Origin of the sequence: Burkholderia sp. AU45274, assembly GCF_030482505.1 — a bacterium.
Lineage (GTDB): Bacteria > Pseudomonadota > Gammaproteobacteria > Burkholderiales > Burkholderiaceae > Burkholderia.
This window is the reverse complement of sequence record NZ_JAUJQE010000020.1, coordinates 1-17,397: the sequence shown is the minus strand read 5'-3', so window position 1 is coordinate 17,397 and position 17,397 is coordinate 1. Positions and strand designations below refer to the sequence as shown.

Genomic DNA, 17,397 nt, shown 5'->3' with positions numbered 1-17,397 from the left:
CCAACAAGCCAGCGTCCGTTTGGATCAACCGTGCGCGAGTCGCTGCCGTTCGCAGTCGCACTATCGATTGTCGCCGTCATCTACGGGGCCGTGCCATTCATCGCCCTTCCGACACTCGGTCAGGCATTGTGGATTTCGTCGTTCGCCCAATCCTTCGTGAACAGCGGCTGGCCATCGATCTTCGCCCACAATTTCGGCCTCCCCGCCCCCGCGCCGATTGCGTTCGGCCTATCAGGCGCGCTGGTGGAAAGCGCCGTGCTTGCGGCCACGCCGCTGAACCCCGCCGACGCCTACAGCACGACCACGTTGCTGTTCTTGGCGCTCGCGATGTGGGGCTCGAAACGCTATGCATCGGCTCTGGGCGCCCCCGCGCGATACGCGCTGGCGTTGGCCGTGGTGTGGGCGACCATGCCGGTCATATGGGCGCACTCCGGCTATTCGATGCTGTCGATCGGGATCGCGCTGTTGCCGCTTTATCTGTGGACGACGCACCGGCTTTGCGAAGCGATCGACGCACAACGCACACGGACGATCGCGATATCGGCGCTCGCCCTTGTGGCAGTCGCATGCCTAGCTGTCTTTACCGACGGTTATACGTTCGTCATGTTCGCCTTCGGCGCACTCGTCCAGTATGCGGGCGGCCTCAAGCGCTCGAGTGGCCGCAGGGTACGCCTGCTTGGCGTCGGCATGCCGATTTATGCTGCGGGCTTCGGACTCGCGTTCGTGCTTTACCGTCAATTCGTCGGCACGCAGAGCTTCACCGCAGATCCGCTGTCCGTATTCCGCGGCTTCGGCGTCGACATCACCATGCTCGTACGGCCAACCCAAGGACTGCTGGGGATATGGGATGTACTCCGCGTCAGCACCCCGAGAAGCGATTCGGCCTACTTCGGCGACGCCTCCGTGTGGGTCACGACGTTCATCGCCCCCATCGCCATGGCAGGCTTGGCCGGATTCGCGCTGTCGAACAACAAGACCCATGGCGTTCCGCTGCTGGTGCTTGGCATGCTTGCAACGTACCTCGCGCTCGGGCCGTCATTGAAAGTCCATTCCGTGCGGCCCGATGCCGACCGGGCTGCAGGCAACTTCCAGGCCACGATGCCGCCCGAGTATGCAGTCGCGCCCACCGGAACGGCCTATCTGTCCACGCACGTACCGGGCTTCAGGAACATGCGCGCGTCGTATCGATGGTCCGCCCTGACCGTTCTGGCATTCTGGGCATTGTTCGTCTTGCTGATCGCGGAGTTGTCGCGTCGCGACAGAAACAAGGCCGCGTGGTGGCTGTTGGGCCTGGTGATGGCGTCCAACCTCCCGAATCCGGAATCAGGGCTCGCGTATTCCGAAGTCCGCCATTACGAACATCAGGTGCTGCTGCATGCGCCGCTGCGCTTCCGCGATCAGTTCGCGCAGCTCGACCAGTCGATCGTCGCCGACTTCCGGCAGGATGCCCCGAAGGATGGCATCACCGCGTTTTTCCCCCAGGGCAACGACTTTCTCGCCGCCTATCTGGCCGCTGCATCCAATACACGCACCTACAACATCGGCGGCGACAAGAACGTTGCGCTGGCCCAGGCGCACTGGCCCGCATCCATCTCGACACTGTTCGTGTCCGACACGACGACGCTCGCCGGCAACATCGAACGCACCCTCGCGGATCGCAGCGCCCGCGCCGTGGTCATCAGCTACGTCGACCTGCTATGGAATGCACATCAATGGCCACCGTCATCGGCAGAGCTGGCCCAAGCTCGCGCACGCTACGCCCCGGCAGTGAATACGCTCTCCGCCAATCCCCGTTTCGTCGTGAAGGAGCGACCCTACTACGCGTTGGTCATCGCGCGCGAATAGCACAGGGGACGGGCTCACATCGAGTATCAGCCGCCCGCTTTCAGCCTGCATCGAAATCCACGCGCCCATAAAAAAAGACCCGCATCGCTGCGGGTCTTTTTCTTTGGCTGGAACGCGCATCGCTGCGCGCTCCGGACACCATCGACCGAAGTCGATTACATGTCCATGCCCATGCCGCCCATGCCGCCCGGCATGCCGCCCGGCATCGGTGCATCTTCCTTCGGCAGTTCAGCAACAGCTGCGTCCGTCGTCAGCAGCAGGCCTGCAACCGACGCTGCGTTCTGCAGTGCGGTACGCGTGACCTTGGTCGGGTCGACAACACCGGCTTCGACCATGTCGACGTACTCGCCCGTCGCTGCGTTGTAGCCGTAGTTGCCCTGGCCTGCAGCAACTGCCGCCACCACGACGCTGGCTTCTTCGCCGCCGTTCGTGACGATCTGGCGCAGCGGCTCTTCCATTGCGCGCAGCACGATCTTGATGCCGGCGTTTTGATCGGCGTTAGCGCCGGTCAGGCCTGCGATCGCGGTGCGAGCGCGGATCAGCGCAACGCCACCACCTGCCACGATGCCTTCTTCCACAGCTGCGCGCGTTGCGTGCAGTGCGTCTTCGACACGTGCCTTCTTTTCCTTCATTTCGACTTCGGTCGCGGCACCAACCTTGATCACTGCAACACCGCCAGCCAGCTTGGCCACGCGCTCTTGCAGCTTTTCACGGTCGTAGTCCGACGTCGCTTCTTCGATTTGCGCGCGCACTTGCTTCACGCGTGCTTCGATGTTCACGGCTTCGCCTGCGCCGTCGATGATCGTCGTGTTTTCCTTGCCCACTTCGATGCGCTTCGCCTGGCCCAGTTCTGCCAGCGTTGCCTTCTCGAGCGTCAGGCCGGTTTCTTCCGCGATCACCTGGCCGCCGGTCAGGATCGCGATGTCTTCCAGCATCGCCTTGCGACGGTCGCCGAAGCCCGGCGCCTTGACCGCAACGGTCTTCAGGATGCCGCGGATGTTGTTGACGACCAGCGTTGCGAGCGCTTCGCCTTCGATGTCTTCAGCGATGATCAGCAGCGGACGGCCAGCCTTCGCGACTTGCTCGAGCACCGGCAGCAGATCACGGATGTTCGACACCTTCTTGTCGTGCAGCAGCACGAACGGGTTGTCGAGGACGGCGACTTGCTTTTCCGGGTTGTTGATGAAGTACGGCGACAGGTAGCCGCGGTCGAATTGCATGCCTTCGACGACGTCGAGTTCGTCAGCCAGCGACTTGCCGTCTTCGACGGTGATGACGCCTTCCTTGCCGACCTTGTCCATCGCTTCAGCGATGCGATCGCCGATCGACGTGTCGCTGTTCGCCGAGATCGAGCCGACCTGTGCGATTTCCTTGTTGGTCGTGCACGGCTTGCTGATCTTCTTCAGCTCTTCGACAGCCGCTGCGACTGCCTTGTCGATGCCGCGCTTCAGGTCCATCGGGTTCATGCCCGATGCGACGTACTTCATGCCTTCGCGAACGATCGATTGCGCGAGGACGGTTGCCGTCGTCGTGCCGTCGCCTGCGTTGTCGCTGGTCTTGGAAGCGACTTCCTTGACCATTTGCGCGCCCATGTTCTGGAGCTTGTCCTTCAGCTCGATTTCCTTCGCGACCGACACACCGTCCTTGGTGACCGTCGGGCCGCCGAAGCTGCGCTCGAGCACCACGTTGCGGCCCTTCGGACCCAGCGTGACCTTGACTGCGTTGGCGAGAATGTTCACGCCTTCGACCATCTTCGAACGGGCGGAATCGCCGAATACGACGTCTTTAGCTGCCATCTTCTAACTCCTTGAATTCTTGGGAATATGTACCGTCGGTGGACGCTTACTTGGCGTTGACCACGGCCATGATGTCTTCTTCGCGCATGACCAGCAGTTCGCTGCCGTCGACCTTCACGGTCTGGCCTGCGTACTTGCCGAACAGGACGCGATCGCCGACCTTCACGTCGAGCGCGATCGGGGCGCCCTTGTCGTCGCGCTTGCCCGGGCCGACGGCCAGGACTTCGCCCTGGTCCGGCTTTTCAGCAGCGGCGTCGGGGATCACGATGCCCGAGGCGGTCTTGGTTTCCTGATCCAGGCGCTTGACGATCACGCGATCGTGCAAAGGACGAAGGTTCATATTCACTCCTCTCTTGACTGAGATTGAAGAACGCTTAGGGAATCTGCCCGGCTTATCGCCCGGCAGAGAATTGTTAGCACTCTCGTGCAGCGAGTGCTAATTATATGGACGGGTTTTGACAAATTCAAGAAGGGGAACCGGACGAATTTTCGGGGCGGGGACGAGGCGCAAAAAGCACGTGGATCCGACAAAAAACCCTTTGAAAACAAACCCCGACAAGCGCCACCCGGCCTTGCCGGCGGGGCCGCGCGGCCCCGGAATCCCATCCAGCCCCGTTTGGACACCGGGAAAGCACGGAGTTCCTGCGATCGGCGGCATCACTCGATAAATTCCGTAGCGGCGTCGATTCCGTCCGCCGGCACACGCCATCCGGCGCCCGCCGGTTGCCGCCTGCGCCCCGCCCCGAGGATTCATCGATTCGCATCGAAGCATTCATTTTCATTACAGCGATATTTACGGTTTACCTCGGCACTAAACACGTGTCAGGCCCCATCCGTAAGGAGGTGGATTACATTCAGTAATATAGATGCGAATCATTCTCGTTTACATTGACATTCCCATTCGACACTCCTACGATGCGCCGCGTTGCGTTCATCTTCATGCCCTGGCCGATCGGTGCCGAGCGTCCGGACAGCGACCGACAAGCAGGACTCCACACTAATTAGAACCAGGGATTTGATATGAAGTTTGCATCGTTCCAGGGAGACAGCGCCCGTGCCCGGATGCGCCCCGCCGCCTGCGCGGCCATCCTCGCGTACGCATCGCTCGCGAGCGGCGCGGCGTTCGCCGACGTGCCGGTCGACGCACAACCGGAAGCCCCCGAGGCCGACCTGGCGATCCAGGCGAAGCCGACCAACATGTGGACCGGCATCTGGACGCGCCAGAGCCTGCTCGGCGACATGGGCGGCATCCGCCCGTGGCTCGGCAAGTACGGTGCGACGCTGCAGATCACCGAAACCAGCGAATACCTGGCGAACCTGCGCGGCGGCCTGAACCGCGGCGGCGCGTACAACGGACTGACGACGGCCACCCTGACGGTCGACACGCAGAAGGCGATCGGCCTGCCGGGCGGCACGTTCAACGTCAGCGCGCTGCAGATCCACGGCACCAACCTCAGCACGAGAAACCTCGGCACGCTCAACACCGCGAGCGGCATCGAGGCGCAGGGCACGACGCGCCTGTGGGAGCTGTGGTACCAGCAGTCGTTCCTCGACAAGCGCGTCGACGTGAAGATCGGCCAGCAGAGCCTGGACCAGGAATTCATGGTCAGCACGTATGCGAACACGTTCGTCAACACGATGTTCGGCTGGCCCGCGCTGCCGTCCTACGACCTGCCGAACGGCGGCCCCGCGTATCCGCTCGCGGGCCTCGGCGTGCGCGTACGCGCGCAGATCACGCCGAAACTCACCGCGCTCGCGGGCGTGTTCGACGGCGATCCGCTCGGCAACAACCCGAGCAACCTGAGCGGCACCAACTTCAACCTGCACAACGGCGCGCTCTATATCGGCGAGTTGCAGTACGCGCTGAATCAGCCGTCCGACGGCGAAATGGACACCGGCCGCTCGAACGGGCTGCCGGGTACCTACAAGATCGGCGTCTGGTATCACAACGGCCGCTTCGCGGACCAGAACGTCGGCACCGACGGGCTGTCGCTCGCGGATCCCGCGTCGAACGGTGACGCGCAGCAGCGTCACGGCAACTACAGCTTCTACGCGGTGGCCGACCAGATGATCTGGCGCCCCGACCCGACCGGCCCGCGCAGCCTCGGCGTGTTTGCGCGCGTGATGGGCGCGCCGGGCGACCGCAACCTGGTGAGCTTCTCCGCCAACGCGGGGATCGTGCTGAAGGCGCCGTTCGCAGGCCGCGACAACGACAGCGTCGGCCTCGGCGTCACGTACATCCAGGTCGGCAACCACGTGACCGACCTCGACCAGAGCGCGCGGACGTTCGCGACCGGCCCGTACGGCGTGCGCACGCGCGAGACGACGCTCGAGGCGACCTACCAGTACCAGGTCAACCCGTGGTGGATCGTCCAGGCCGATGCGCAGTACACGTTCAATGCCGGCGCCGGCCAGAACCCGAGCGACCCGACCCAGCCGCTGCGCAACACGTTCGTGCTCGGCGCGCGGACGACGATCACGTTCTGAGCGACGCGCCCACGCCGACCATTTTCGCGCGCCGCCCGGACGGCGCGCTCCCCAGGAGCCCCACATGAATCCATCCGCCCCGCTTCGCCGTCTCGCGACGGGCGCACTGGCCGCAGCCGCGCTGACGGCCGCCGCCGGCGCACTCGCCGAGCCGCAAGGTTTCCTCGAGACCGTGCATCGCCACACCACGCTCGTCAACACGGTGCCGGACAACGGCGACCAGAACCCGTACGCGATCGCGGTCGCGCCGGTGTCGGCCGGCACGATCCAGGCGGGCGACGTGCTCGTCGACAACTTCAACAACGCGGCGAACCTGCAGGGCACCGGCAGCACGATCGTCGACTACCGCCCGTCGACGAAGCAGCTGAGCCTGTTCGCGTCGATTCCGCGCGATCTGAAGGCCTGCCCGGGCGGCGTCGGCCTGTCGACGGCGATGACGATGCTGAAATCCGGCTGGGTGATCGTCGGCAGCACGCCGAGCAACGACGGCACGACCAACACCAAGGGCGCCGGCTGCCTGATCGTGCTCGATCCGCAAGGCAAGATCGCGTCGACGTGGTCGACCTCGAACATCAACGACCCGTGGGGCAACATGGCCGTGGTCGACCGCGGCGACAGCGCGACGCTGTTCGTCAGCATGGCCGGCTTCGGCGTCGGCGGCGCGGACGGCAATCCGCCCGTCTACAAGCAGGCGACGGTACTGCGTCTCGACCTCGACGTGCCGGCCGGCAAGCCGCCCGTGATCAAGCAGGAAACGGTCGTCGCGAGCGGCCTCGGCGCGCAGGCCGACAAGGGCGTGTTCCTGGTCGGCCCGACCGGCCTCGCGCTGTCGGGCGACCAGAAGAAGCTGTACGTGTCGGACGCGATCGGCAACCGCATCGTCGAGATCGACGACCCGCTCACGCGCGACACCAGCGCGGGCGTCGGCCGTCAAGTCACCGCCGACGGCTTCCTGCGCCGCCCGCTCGCACTCGCGACGGCGCCGAACGGCCACCTGCTCGCGACCAACGCGCAGAACGGCCAGGTCGTCGAGATCGATCCGGTCGCCGGCAAGCAGATCTACGCGCGCTGGATCAATACCGACAAGGCGCAATCGCCCCCCGGAAACGGCAACCTGTTCGGCATCGCCATGACGCCTGAAGGCGACGGCTTCTACTACGTCGCGGACGACGTCAACACGCTGCTGCTCGCGAAGTAAGGGAGCCCATCATGGCAGACGATTCCAACCAGCCACCACGCCCCGCGCGGCGCAGCTTCCTGAAGGCGGGCAGCGCCGCGGTGGCCGCCGGCCTCGCGGCGGCGTCGATCCCGGCCGCGCAGGCCGCGGGTGCGCCCGCCGCCGAACCCGCGCCCGCTTCCACGCACGACGGCGTCGAGCCGTTCTACGGCAAGCACCAGAGCGGCATCGCGACGCCGCAGCAGCGCCACGCGTATTTCGCGGCGCTCGACCTGACGACGGCCCAGCGCGCGGATGTCATCACGCTGCTGAAAACGTGGACCGACGCCGCCGCGCGCATGACGCGCGGTGATACCGCACTGCCGCTCGCCGCGACGGGCGCCGACGACGTCGCGCCGGCGGACGGAGGCGACGCGCTCGGCCTCGGCCCCGCGCGCCTGACGATCACGTTCGGCTTCGGCCCCGGCATGTTCGCGCTGGCGGGCAAGGACCGCTACGGCCTCGCGAAGCATCGGCCCGCCGCGCTCGTCGACCTGCCGCGCTTCAACGGCGACCAGTTGCTGCCGGAAAAGACCGGCGGCGACCTGTTCATCCAGGCGTGTGCGGACGACGCGCAGGTCGCGTTCCACGCGGTGCGCCAGCTCGTGCGCCTCGGCGCGAAAGCCGCGCAGATGCGCTGGGGCCAGGCCGGCTTCACGTCGGGCAAGCCCGGCGAGACGCCGCGCAACCTGATGGGCTTCAAGGACGGCACGATGAATCCGCCGATGTCCGACCCGGCCGCGATGGATGAATTCGTATGGGCCGGCAGCGAAGGCCCGGCATGGATGAACGGCGGCACCTACACGGTCGTGCGCCGGATCCGCATCACGCTCGAGCACTGGGACAACACGGAGCTCGGCTTCCAGGAGCAGGTGGTCGGTCGTCACAAGTACAGCGGCGCGCCGCTCGGCCAGAAGCACGAGTTCGAGGCACTCGATCTCGACGCGGCCGACAAGGACGGCAACCCGGTGATCCCCGACAACGCGCACGCGCGCCTCGCGTCGCCGCAGTTGAACAACGGCGCGCAGATCCTGCGCCGCGCGTACTCGTACAACGACAGCACGAACTTCTACATCGAGCGCTGGCCGCCGTGGCGCCAGCAGACCGAGTACGACGCGGGGCTGATGTTCGTCGCGCACCAGCGCGACCCGCGCAAGGGCTTCATTCCGATCAACGAGAAGCTCGCGAAGCTGGACATCATGAACCAGTTCACGACGCACGTCGGCAGCGCGATCTTCGCGTGCCCGCCGGGCGCGCAACCGGGTTCGTACATCGGCGCCGCGCTGTTCGAGGCATGACGACACGCCACGCAAGCCAACGCACACCTTCCCGGCCCGGCCGGATGCAACCTGCTGAAAACCACATGAACACTTCACCCGTTAGCCGCCCGCTGCGGCACCTGATTTCCGCGGCGGCCGCCGCGCTGATGCTGACCGGCGCGCTGCACGCCGCGCGTGCACATGCCGCGACGCTCACGCTGTACAACGCGCAGCACGAGCAGGTCGTCAACCAGCTCGTCAAGGACTTCGAAGCGCAGAGCGGCATTACCGTGAAGGTGCGCTCGGGCGAAGGCCCGGCGCTCGCCGCGCAGCTCGTCGCGGAAGGCGACCGCACGCCGGCCGACGTGTACTTCACCGAGAACTCGCCGGAGCTCGTGCTGCTCGATCGCAAGGGCCTGTTCGCGAAGACCGACGCCGCCACGCTGCAGTCGGTGCCCGCGCGCTTCAACCCGGCCGACGGCAACTGGGTCGGCGTGCTCGCGCGCGAGAACGTGCTCGTCTACAACACCGCGAAAATCCAGCCGCAGCAGCTGCCCGCTTCGCTGCTCGATCTCGCGAAGCCGGAATGGAAGGGCAAGGTCGGCGTCGCGCCGAGCGACGCGGACTTCCTGCCGCTCGTGAGCGCGGTGCTCGCGCTGCACGGCGAAGCCGCGACGCTGCAATGGCTGAAGGGCCTGAAGGCCAACGCGCAGATCTTCGACGACGACGAAGGCGTGACGGCAGCCGTCAACCGCGGCGGCGTGCTGACCGGCATCATCAACAACTACTACTGGGACCGCCTGCACGCCGAGCTCGGCGACAAGTCGACCCGCAGCGCGATCCATCACTTCGGCAAGGGCGACGTCGGCGGGGCCGTCAACGTGTCGGGCGCCGCGGTGCTGAAGGCCTCGAAGCACCAGCCGGAAGCGCAGAAGTTCGTCGCGTATCTCGTCAGCGAGCGCGCGCAGAAACTGATGGCCGGCGGCCATATCAGCTTCGAGTATCCGCTGCATCCGGGCGTCGCGCCCGATCCGATCCTGAAGCCGTTCAACGAACTGAGCCCGCCGGCGCTGTCGTTCGAACAGCTCGGCGACGACAGCCAGGCCGGCAAGCTGCTGCGCCAGGCAGGCCTGCTCTGACCATGAGCGACGCCGTGTCGCGCACGGCGAGCACCGCACGCGACGGCGAGCCCACCGCGACACGGCGCCGCCCGTCACGCGCGCTCGTCGCCGCGGCCGCGTGCGGGCCGCTCGCGATCCTGCTGCCGCTCGGCTTCACGCTGTACCGCGCGGCCACCTTCGGCGTCGACGATGCGATCGCGCTGCTGTGGCGCCCGCTCGTCGGCGAACTGCTGGTCAACACGTTGTCGATCACGCTCGCCGCGACCCTCGCGTGCACGCTGCTCGGCACGGCGCTCGCGTGGTTCATCGAGCGCACCGACCTGCCCGCCCGGCCGCTGTGGACCGCGCTCGCGGCCGCGCCGCTCGCGGTGCCGCCGTTCATCACGAGCTATGCGTGGGTGTCGCTGAGCCTCGACCTGCAGGATTTCCTCGGCGCGCTGATCGTGCTGAGCTCCGCGTACTTCCCGCTCGTCTACCTGCCGGTGGCCGCCGCGCTGCGCGAACTCGACCCCGCGCTGGAGGAAAGCGCACGCACGCTCGGCTGCTCGCCGTGGCATACCTTCTTCCGCGTCGTGCTGCCGCAGCTGCGCCCCGCGCTGTGCGGCGGGATGCTGCTCGTCGCGCTCGGCGTGCTGTCCGAGTTCGGCGCATTCCAGTTGCTGCGCTTTCGCACCTTCACGACCGAGATCTATGCGGAATACCGCACCGCGTTCGACGGCGGCGGCGCATCGCTGCTCGGCTGCGTGCTGATCGCGCTGTGCCTGCTGTGCCTCGCGATCGAGGCTCGCGCTCGCGGCCATGCGCGCTACGGTCATACGCACCGCGCCGCGCGCCGCGTCGCGATGCGTTATCCGCTCGGCCGTCTGCGCGGCCCCGTCACGGTCGCGTTCGCCGCGCTCGCGGCGGCGACGCTCGGCGTGCCGCTCGCGATGATCGGCTACTGGCTCACGCAACAGGGCGCGGCCGCCGTCACGCCGGCCGACGTGTCGCCCGAACTGCTGTGGCAGGCCACGCTCGCGTCGTCCGGCTACGGCCTGATGGCGGCAGCCGTCACGTCGCTGCTCGCGCTGCCGCTCGCGTTCCTGCTGGTTCGCTATCCGGGCCGCGTCGCGACGCTCCTCGAGCGCACCGCGATGACCGTGCAGGGCGTGCCGGGCATCGTCGTCGCGCTGGCGATCGTGTCGATCACCGTGCGGCTGCTGCAGCCGCTCTACCAGAGCGCACCGGCGCTCGTCGCCGCGTACGCGATCCTGTTCCTGCCGCTCGCGGTCGTCAGCGTGCGCGCCGCGCTGTCGCACGTGCAGGTCCGGCTCGAGGAAACCGCCCGCTCGCTTGGGCTCGGCTGGCGCGCGACGCTCACGCGCGTGGTGCTGCCGCTCGCGGCGCCCGGCCTCGGCGCGGCCGCGACGATGGTGTTCATCTCGGTCGTGACGGAACTCAACGCGACGCTGCTGCTGTCGCCGATCGGCACCCGCACGCTCGCGACGCAGGTGTGGAGCGATACGGCGACGCTTGCGTTCGCCGCCGCGGCGCCCTACGCGGCACTGCTCGTCGCGCTGTCGCTCGGCGCGTCGGGACTGCTGTTCCTGCTGCTCGGCCGCGCGTCGGTGCGCGACTGAGCGCCGCCCTTTTTCCCCGGAACCGCCCATGAGCGAACTACGCATCCACGGCCTGTCGAAATCGTTCGGATCGCATACCGTCCTGCACGACGTCGATCTCACGGTGCGGCGTGGCTCGCGCCTCGCGCTGCTCGGCCCGTCCGGCAGCGGCAAGACCACCCTGCTGCGCGTGCTGTGCGGCTTCGAGCGCGCCGAGCGCGGCACCGTCGAAATCGATGGCCGCCGCGTGGCCGCGCCCGACTTGCACCTGCCGCCCGAACAGCGCCGGATCGGCTACGTGCCGCAGGAAGGCGCGCTGTTTCCGCATCTGTCGGTGGCCGACAACATCGCGTTCGGGCTGCCGCGCGCGGCGCGGCGGCGCCATCATCGCGTCGACGAACTGCTCGAGATGGTCGGGCTGCCCGCGTCGTATGCGAGCCGTGCGCCGCAGCAACTGTCCGGCGGACAGCAGCAGCGCGTCGCGCTCGCTCGTGCGCTCGCGCCCGAGCCGTCGCTCGTGATCCTCGACGAACCGTTCTCCGCGCTCGACACGTCGCTGCGCCACGAAACGCGTAGCGCGGTCGCCGATGCGCTCGCCGCGGCAGGCGCGACTTCGGTGCTCGTCACGCACGACCAGCCCGAGGCGATGACACTCGGCGACGAAGTGGCGGTGATGTGGCACGGCCGGCTCGTGCAGACGGCCGCGCCGCAGACGCTGTACCGGCAACCCGTCACGCGCGACGTCGCGTCGTTCGTCGGGCAGGCGGTGCTGCTCGCCGGCCGCGTGAGCAACCTGCGCATCGCCTGCGCGCTCGGCGACCTGCCGCTCGTCGCGCCGCTGCCCGACGGGCCGGCCGACGCAATGCTGCGTCCCGAGCAGATCGGCATCGTGCCGGTCACGCACGGCGACGCGGCGCGCGGCCATACGGCGCGTGTCGAAGCCGCGCAGTTCGCGGGCCAGGACGCCGACGTGCTCGTGCGCCTCGATGCCGATGGCGACGTACGCGTGCGCGCACGCGTGCCGGGACACCGGTGTCCGGCCGTCGGCGAACGTGTCGCGCTGGTGGTGGATGGCGCGGTGATGGCGTATGCGCGCTGAGCGGCGCGGGCCGTCGCGACGCGCGCTTACTCGCGCTTACTCGCGCTTACTCGCGTTCACCCACGTTCAGGCATCGGCGCAGCCCGCCTCCGACAACGGCCGGAAGATCCGGCCCTCCGTCTCGACCGTCGCGCCCAGCAGCCGCGCGAGCCCCTTCGCGCCTTCGCGCATCACGACGTCGTGGTTCCAGCGGAACAGCGGGCGACCGAGCGGCTCCAGCCGGTTCATCCAACGCACGTGCGTGCGGATGTGCCAGTCGTAGCGCACGATCGTCCGTGCGCCGTCGGCGACGAACGACCAGCATCCGTCGCCTTCGATCGCGCCGCTCGCACGGCCTTCGAGCACATGCGGCGGCTCGACGCGCCGCACGCGCATGTCGAAGGTCAACCGGTACGGCAGCGCCCCCTTCCATGTATAACGGTGCAGCGCGCCGACGCCACGCGCGTCGCCCGGCTCGATCTCGACGGTGCTCACGGCACCCTTCCACCAGGCGGGCCAGCGGTCGACCTGGTAGATCGCGTCCCACACCGCCGCGAGCGGCGCGTCCACGCGCCAGGTCGTCGAGAACCGGTATTCCGCCATGCAGCCTCCGGCATGCCCGTCACGGGCACGAGTCAGCACACCACTCAGGGCGCGAAGAAGCGTTCGGGAAACGCGACATCGATTTCGATGTCGTCGAGCGTCACGGTTTCGAGCGGCACGTCGTCATCGTCCGCGAAGCTGACGACCTTCAGCGGAAAGCCGTCCTCGGTATCGAGCCACAGCCGGTAGCGATGCACGCCGTCGACCGCGTGCGCGGGCGCGCCCGTGACCGACACGCGCAGCGCGGTCCGGCCGCCGACGGCCTCCTCGCCTTCGGTCACCGTCGCGCCGCCTTCCTGCAGCGCATGAACGTTGCGCAGCAGCTCGCCGACGTCCGACCGGTCGACCCGATGGCCGCTGCGGTCGCGCACGAGCGGATTGGACGGCGACAGCGTCAGCGCGGGCGGCGCATGCACGCCGAACGGACGCAACCGCACCTTGCCGTCGCCGGGATCGTACGCGAGCACCGCGCCGTGATGCGGCGACACGAAATCCATCCGGACGAAGCCGGGTTTCAAGTACGCGTAATGGATTTCGGTATGCTCGCCGCCGCGCGCGGACGAGCGGATCGTCGCGCGGTACGAGCGGACGTGGTCGAAATGCGCCTGCGCAACGGTCACGGGATCGGCGGTCATGCTCGCTCCTATCAGGCTCGCGGCCAGCAACGCGGCGATCACGGCGCCGCCTCGACATCGAGCACGCCTGCCATCCCGCGCTCGCGATGGCTGCTGAAAAACAGCAGCCGATGCGTGCAATAGTAGGCGAACCGGCCCGGCTGCGCCGGCGTGAACCGAAACGTCTTCGGCGTCGTGCCGAGTTCGGTGCGCACCGCGATGCCGGCCTGCGGCGCATCGATTTCGAAACTGTGCGGCACCAGGCCGGGCTCGGCCGACACGGTCAGCTCGACCGGCACGTGTGCCCGCACGATCACGTGGTTCGGTCGGAAGAAATAGCTGCCGCCGACGATCGCCACCCGTTGCACGCCGTCGGCGTCGACCGGCACGCGCAGCGGCGCATCGCCGTCCGCCTGAGCAAGCGCGGTGCCCGCGGCGAGCGCCGCCAGCACCAGCATCGGCACGCGCCGCTTCGTCATCGTCGTCTTCATCACCTGCTCCCTGCCGGCGGCGGCGCGCGCGTCACCCCTTCCACGCGTCGGTCGGGCCGCCGAGTTCGCCGCATGCGTCGATCGCGAGTTCGCGCAGGCGCCGTTCGTCGCCCTGGCCGGACAATGCGTAACCCATCCCGCGATCCGACCAGAAATACGTGTAGCGGTCGCCGGCCGACATCGCCTGCGGCGCGAGACGTCGTGTGTCGTAGGCCGTCATGTACAGCGTCACGCGCGCGCCGTCCGCGCGCTGGTACATGAGTTGCGCGGCCGGCCCCGCTTCGCCGGGAAGCAGCCGGCCGCCGAGCAACTGGTAACCGTATTCGTCGAGCGACGGCGCATGCACGGGCCGCCCGAGACGCGCGGACAGCCACGCGACGAGATGGTCAGGATCGCCCGCACCGACCTCGACCGGATGGTCGCGGTCGGCCACGTACGTCGCATAGGCGACATCCGCGCGTGCGGCGAACGCCGGTTCACCGCCGAACGCCACCCAGCCCGCATGCAGCGCGACACCGATCAGCAGCCCGGCCGCGAGCCCCGCGAACGCATAGGCGATCCCGCGCCGGCGCGGCGCACGGCGTTGCACGAACAGCGCGGGCGCGGCGGCCGGCAGCGGGAACAGTGCCTGCAGCGCGTCGCGCTGCGCCCGATAGTGCGCGAATCGTTCGGCCTCCTCCGGATCGGCCAGCACGCGCTCGAGCACCTCGCGACGCTCGTGCCCGGACAGCTCGCCGTCCAGCAACGCGGACAGCAGCTGCGCCGACGCATCGTCGTCCCGCTCGTTCGAAGGCTTGTGCGGATCGTCCATCATGTCTTCCCGATCACCCGTAATGCAGCCATGCCGTGCGCCGGCGGCTCGTCGGACAACAGCGCGCGCATCTGCCCGCGCGCCCGTGCAAGCCGCGACATCACCGTCCCCACCGGGACGCCGAGCACCTCCGCGGCATCGCGATAGCTCAATTCCTCGAGCGCGACCAGCAACAGCACCTCGCGCTGTTCGACCGGCAGCCGGTACAGCGCGCGCTGCACGTCGCGCAGCACCAGCCCGCCGATTTCGCCGGCCGGTGCGGCCATCGTCTGCCACGGCGCCGTCGCATCGTCGACCGCGATCTCGTGCCGTGCGCGCAACTGGTCGATGAAGCGGTGCCGCAGCAGCGTCAGCAGCCATGCGCGCAGGTTGCCGCCGTCGCGCGGCGGGCGGTTCAGCGCACGCTCGAGTGTGTCCTGCACGAGATCGTCTGCCCAGGCCCGGTCACCCGTCAGCGCACGCGCATAACGCGTGAGATGCGGCAACCACACCAGCAGATCCGATTCGTAGCTCATCAGGATGCCTCGCGCACCACCCCACCGCCCGTCGTCACGGACGCGCGACGTGCCACATGCCGCCGACCCCGTCGCCACCCGCGTCGCCGGGCTTGTGATCCAGCTTCCAGCGATACAGCGGGCGCCCGCGGTATGCCCATTGCTTGCTGCCGTCGTCACGCGCGACGAGGCTCAGCGCGCCGGTTGCCTTGTCGTACGCGTCGGCAAGCGCAGGCGGCCAGTTCGCCGCGCACCCGCTGTCGCACGCGCTCTTGCCGGGCGCATCGCGATCGAACACGTACAGCGTCATGTGATCTTCGTCGACCAGCTTTCCGTCGCCGGCGCGCGGGGGTTCCGCGGCGGCCGGCCGCACGATTGACGCCGTCAGCGCGGCGGCGACGAGTATCCGTTTCATGCCCTTTCTCCTTGACACGGCATCGCGACACGGCGGCACCGGCCGGGATGATCGGCTTCGTCTCGACCATTATCCCGCCGGCCGGCGCTGCCGGGATTCGGTATGTAAACGGATGGAGGCGACCGGTTATTCCACGCCGGCCGGCGAGCGTCGTCTTCGGCGGCGGAAGCCATTCGTGCGACGAAAGAAAAAAGGGACGCCAAAAGACAACGCGGCATGACATCGCTGTCATGCCGCGTTGTGCGGCCCGTCGCGCACGGCGGCCGATCCGGCTCCGCCGTGCGTGCGCGGCCGGTTACTTCGGCAGTGCGCCCGTCAGCGACTGGAGCAGCGATGACACCGGCGCGAGCGGGTTGCCCGGCGCGCTGTTGCCCGAGTGCGGCGTGACCGACAGGCCCGGCGCGGAGCCGAGCGTCGTGCCCACCGTCGTGCCGACCGCGTTGACGACCGTCGCCGTCGCGTTGGCGCCCGTCGTCAGCAGCGAGCCGACTGCGCCCGCCGTGCCGCCGGCCGCGTTCGCGCCCGAGCCGAGCAGGCTGCCGCCCGCCGCTGCCGTCGAACCGGCCGCGCCCGACAGCGCGCCGGCCGCCTGCCCGAGGGCCGCCGGACCGCTCGCGAGTGCGCCCGTCACCGAACCGAGCGCACCGGTCAGTGCGCCGGCCGGGTTGCTGCCGCCCGTCAGGCCGCTCACGAGGTTCGTGATCGGTGCGATCGGGTTGCTGCCCGCCGCGCCCGACAGCGTGCCGACGACCTGGTTCACGACGCCTTGCACCGGCGCCAGCGGGTTCGAGCCGCCGAGGTTGCCGAGCGTACCGACCACCTGGTTCACGACGCCCTGTACCGGCGCCAGCGGGCTCGAGCCACCGAGGTTGCCGAGCGCGCCCACGACGGAGCCGACCGCGTTGCCCAGGGCATTCGTGGCCGTGCCGACCGCGTTGCTGTTGCCGAGCGTGCCGACCACCTGGTTCACGACGCCCTGCACCGGCGCCAGCGGGTTCGAGCCGCCGAGGTTGCCGAGTGCGCCCGTCACCGAGCCCAGTGCGCCGGTCAGCGCGCCGGCTGCGTTGCCGCCCGTCGGCAGCGCGTTCTGCAGGCCGTTGACGAGGTTCGTGATCGGCGTGATCGGGCTACCGCCACCGGCGCCGGACAGCGTGCCGACGACCTGGTTCACGACGCCTTGCACCGGCGCCAGCGGGCTTCCCGCGCCGCCGAGCGTGCCGGCGAGCTGCGTGACGACGCCCTGCACCGGAGCCAGCGGACTTCCCGCGCCGCCGACGTTGCCGAGCGTGCCCGTGATCGTGTTGACCGCGTTGCTCAGTGCGCCGGCCGGGTTGCCGCTGCCGAGCGTACCCGTGACCTGGTCGACGACGCTCTGGATCGGCGCCAGCGGGTTCGAGCCGCCGCCGATGCCGCCCAGTGCGCCAGTGACCGTGCCGAGTGCACCGGTCAGTGCGCCGGCCGGGTTGCCGCTACCGAGCGTGCCCGTGACCTGGTTCACGACGCCTTGTACCGGTGCCAGCGGGTTCGAGCCGCCGCCGATGCCGCCCAATGCGCCCGTCACCGTGCCGA

General features: G+C 68.4%; 15 protein-coding genes and 1 pseudogene. 7 read left to right on the top strand and 9 right to left on the bottom strand.

Annotation, left to right across the window (positions count from 1 at the left end):
- Positions 1-30 precede the first annotated feature (30 nt).
- Positions 31-1,845 (top strand): hypothetical protein, encoded by a 1,815-nt coding sequence (locus QZM35_RS36245; protein ID WP_089424651.1) that lies wholly within the window; start codon positions 31-33, stop codon positions 1,843-1,845.
- 155 nt (positions 1,846-2,000) lie between these two features.
- On the opposite strand, the gene groL is transcribed toward QZM35_RS36245, so the two are convergent.
- On the bottom strand, positions 2,001-3,641 hold the full coding sequence (gene groL, locus QZM35_RS36240) for a chaperonin GroEL (protein ID WP_039361154.1): 1,641 nt from the start codon (positions 3,639-3,641) through the stop codon (positions 2,001-2,003).
- A 46-nt stretch (positions 3,642-3,687) separates the two neighbouring features.
- Positions 3,688-3,981, bottom strand: coding sequence for a co-chaperone GroES (gene groES, locus QZM35_RS36235; RefSeq protein WP_039361157.1), 294 nt, complete (start codon positions 3,979-3,981; stop codon positions 3,688-3,690).
- Positions 3,982-4,661: 680 nt separating this feature from the next.
- Between groES and QZM35_RS36230 the strand changes: the two genes are divergently transcribed.
- From QZM35_RS36230 to QZM35_RS36205, 6 genes are all read left to right on the top strand, one after another.
- Entirely contained in the window at positions 4,662-6,128 is a 1,467-nt protein-coding gene (locus QZM35_RS36230; RefSeq protein WP_301777693.1) for a carbohydrate porin, read from the top strand.
- Positions 6,129-6,192: 64 nt separating this feature from the next.
- On the top strand, positions 6,193-7,326 hold the full coding sequence (locus tag QZM35_RS36225; protein WP_301777692.1) for a hypothetical protein: 1,134 nt from the start codon (positions 6,193-6,195) through the stop codon (positions 7,324-7,326).
- A gap of 11 nt (positions 7,327-7,337) precedes the next feature.
- Positions 7,338-8,642, top strand: a complete 1,305-nt coding sequence (efeB, locus tag QZM35_RS36220; protein WP_301777691.1) for an iron uptake transporter deferrochelatase/peroxidase subunit — start codon at positions 7,338-7,340, stop codon at positions 8,640-8,642.
- 65 nt (positions 8,643-8,707) lie between these two features.
- Positions 8,708-9,742, top strand: a complete 1,035-nt coding sequence (locus QZM35_RS36215; protein ID WP_301777690.1) for an iron ABC transporter substrate-binding protein — start codon at positions 8,708-8,710, stop codon at positions 9,740-9,742.
- A gap of 2 nt (positions 9,743-9,744) precedes the next feature.
- The gene (locus tag QZM35_RS36210; protein ID WP_301777689.1) at positions 9,745-11,343 is read left to right on the top strand and encodes an iron ABC transporter permease; all 1,599 of its coding nucleotides are present in this window, start codon (positions 9,745-9,747) and stop codon (positions 11,341-11,343) included.
- A 28-nt stretch (positions 11,344-11,371) separates the two neighbouring features.
- The gene (locus tag QZM35_RS36205) at positions 11,372-12,421 is read left to right on the top strand and encodes an ABC transporter ATP-binding protein (RefSeq protein WP_089430690.1); all 1,050 of its coding nucleotides are present in this window, start codon (positions 11,372-11,374) and stop codon (positions 12,419-12,421) included.
- A gap of 66 nt (positions 12,422-12,487) precedes the next feature.
- Here the strand turns inward: QZM35_RS36205 and QZM35_RS36200 are convergent, their stop codons facing one another.
- The 7 genes and pseudogenes from QZM35_RS36200 to QZM35_RS36170 form a co-directional block, all read right to left on the bottom strand.
- Complete coding sequence (locus QZM35_RS36200; RefSeq protein ID WP_089424644.1) at positions 12,488-13,003, bottom strand: SRPBCC family protein; 516 nt, start codon at positions 13,001-13,003, stop codon at positions 12,488-12,490.
- A gap of 44 nt (positions 13,004-13,047) precedes the next feature.
- Positions 13,048-13,680: a DUF1571 domain-containing protein gene (locus tag QZM35_RS36195; RefSeq protein ID WP_301777688.1), complete on the bottom strand. Its 633-nt coding sequence runs from the start codon at positions 13,678-13,680 to the stop codon at positions 13,048-13,050.
- Complete coding sequence (locus QZM35_RS36190; RefSeq protein WP_089425858.1) at positions 13,677-14,096, bottom strand: quinol oxidase; 420 nt, start codon at positions 14,094-14,096, stop codon at positions 13,677-13,679. Before QZM35_RS36190 ends, QZM35_RS36195 begins: the two co-directional genes overlap by 4 nt.
- A gap of 43 nt (positions 14,097-14,139) precedes the next feature.
- Positions 14,140-14,922, bottom strand: a complete 783-nt coding sequence (locus QZM35_RS36185; RefSeq protein ID WP_089424642.1) for an anti-sigma factor — start codon at positions 14,920-14,922, stop codon at positions 14,140-14,142.
- Positions 14,919-15,434, bottom strand: coding sequence for a sigma-70 family RNA polymerase sigma factor (locus QZM35_RS36180; RefSeq protein WP_301777687.1), 516 nt, complete (start codon positions 15,432-15,434; stop codon positions 14,919-14,921). Before QZM35_RS36180 ends, QZM35_RS36185 begins: the two co-directional genes overlap by 4 nt.
- Positions 15,435-15,468: 34 nt before the next feature.
- Positions 15,469-15,828 (bottom strand): hypothetical protein, encoded by a 360-nt coding sequence (locus tag QZM35_RS36175; protein WP_089424641.1) that lies wholly within the window; start codon positions 15,826-15,828, stop codon positions 15,469-15,471.
- Positions 15,829-16,123: 295 nt separating this feature from the next.
- Positions 16,124-17,397, bottom strand: a pseudogene (locus QZM35_RS36170) (hypothetical protein); the annotation flags it as partial.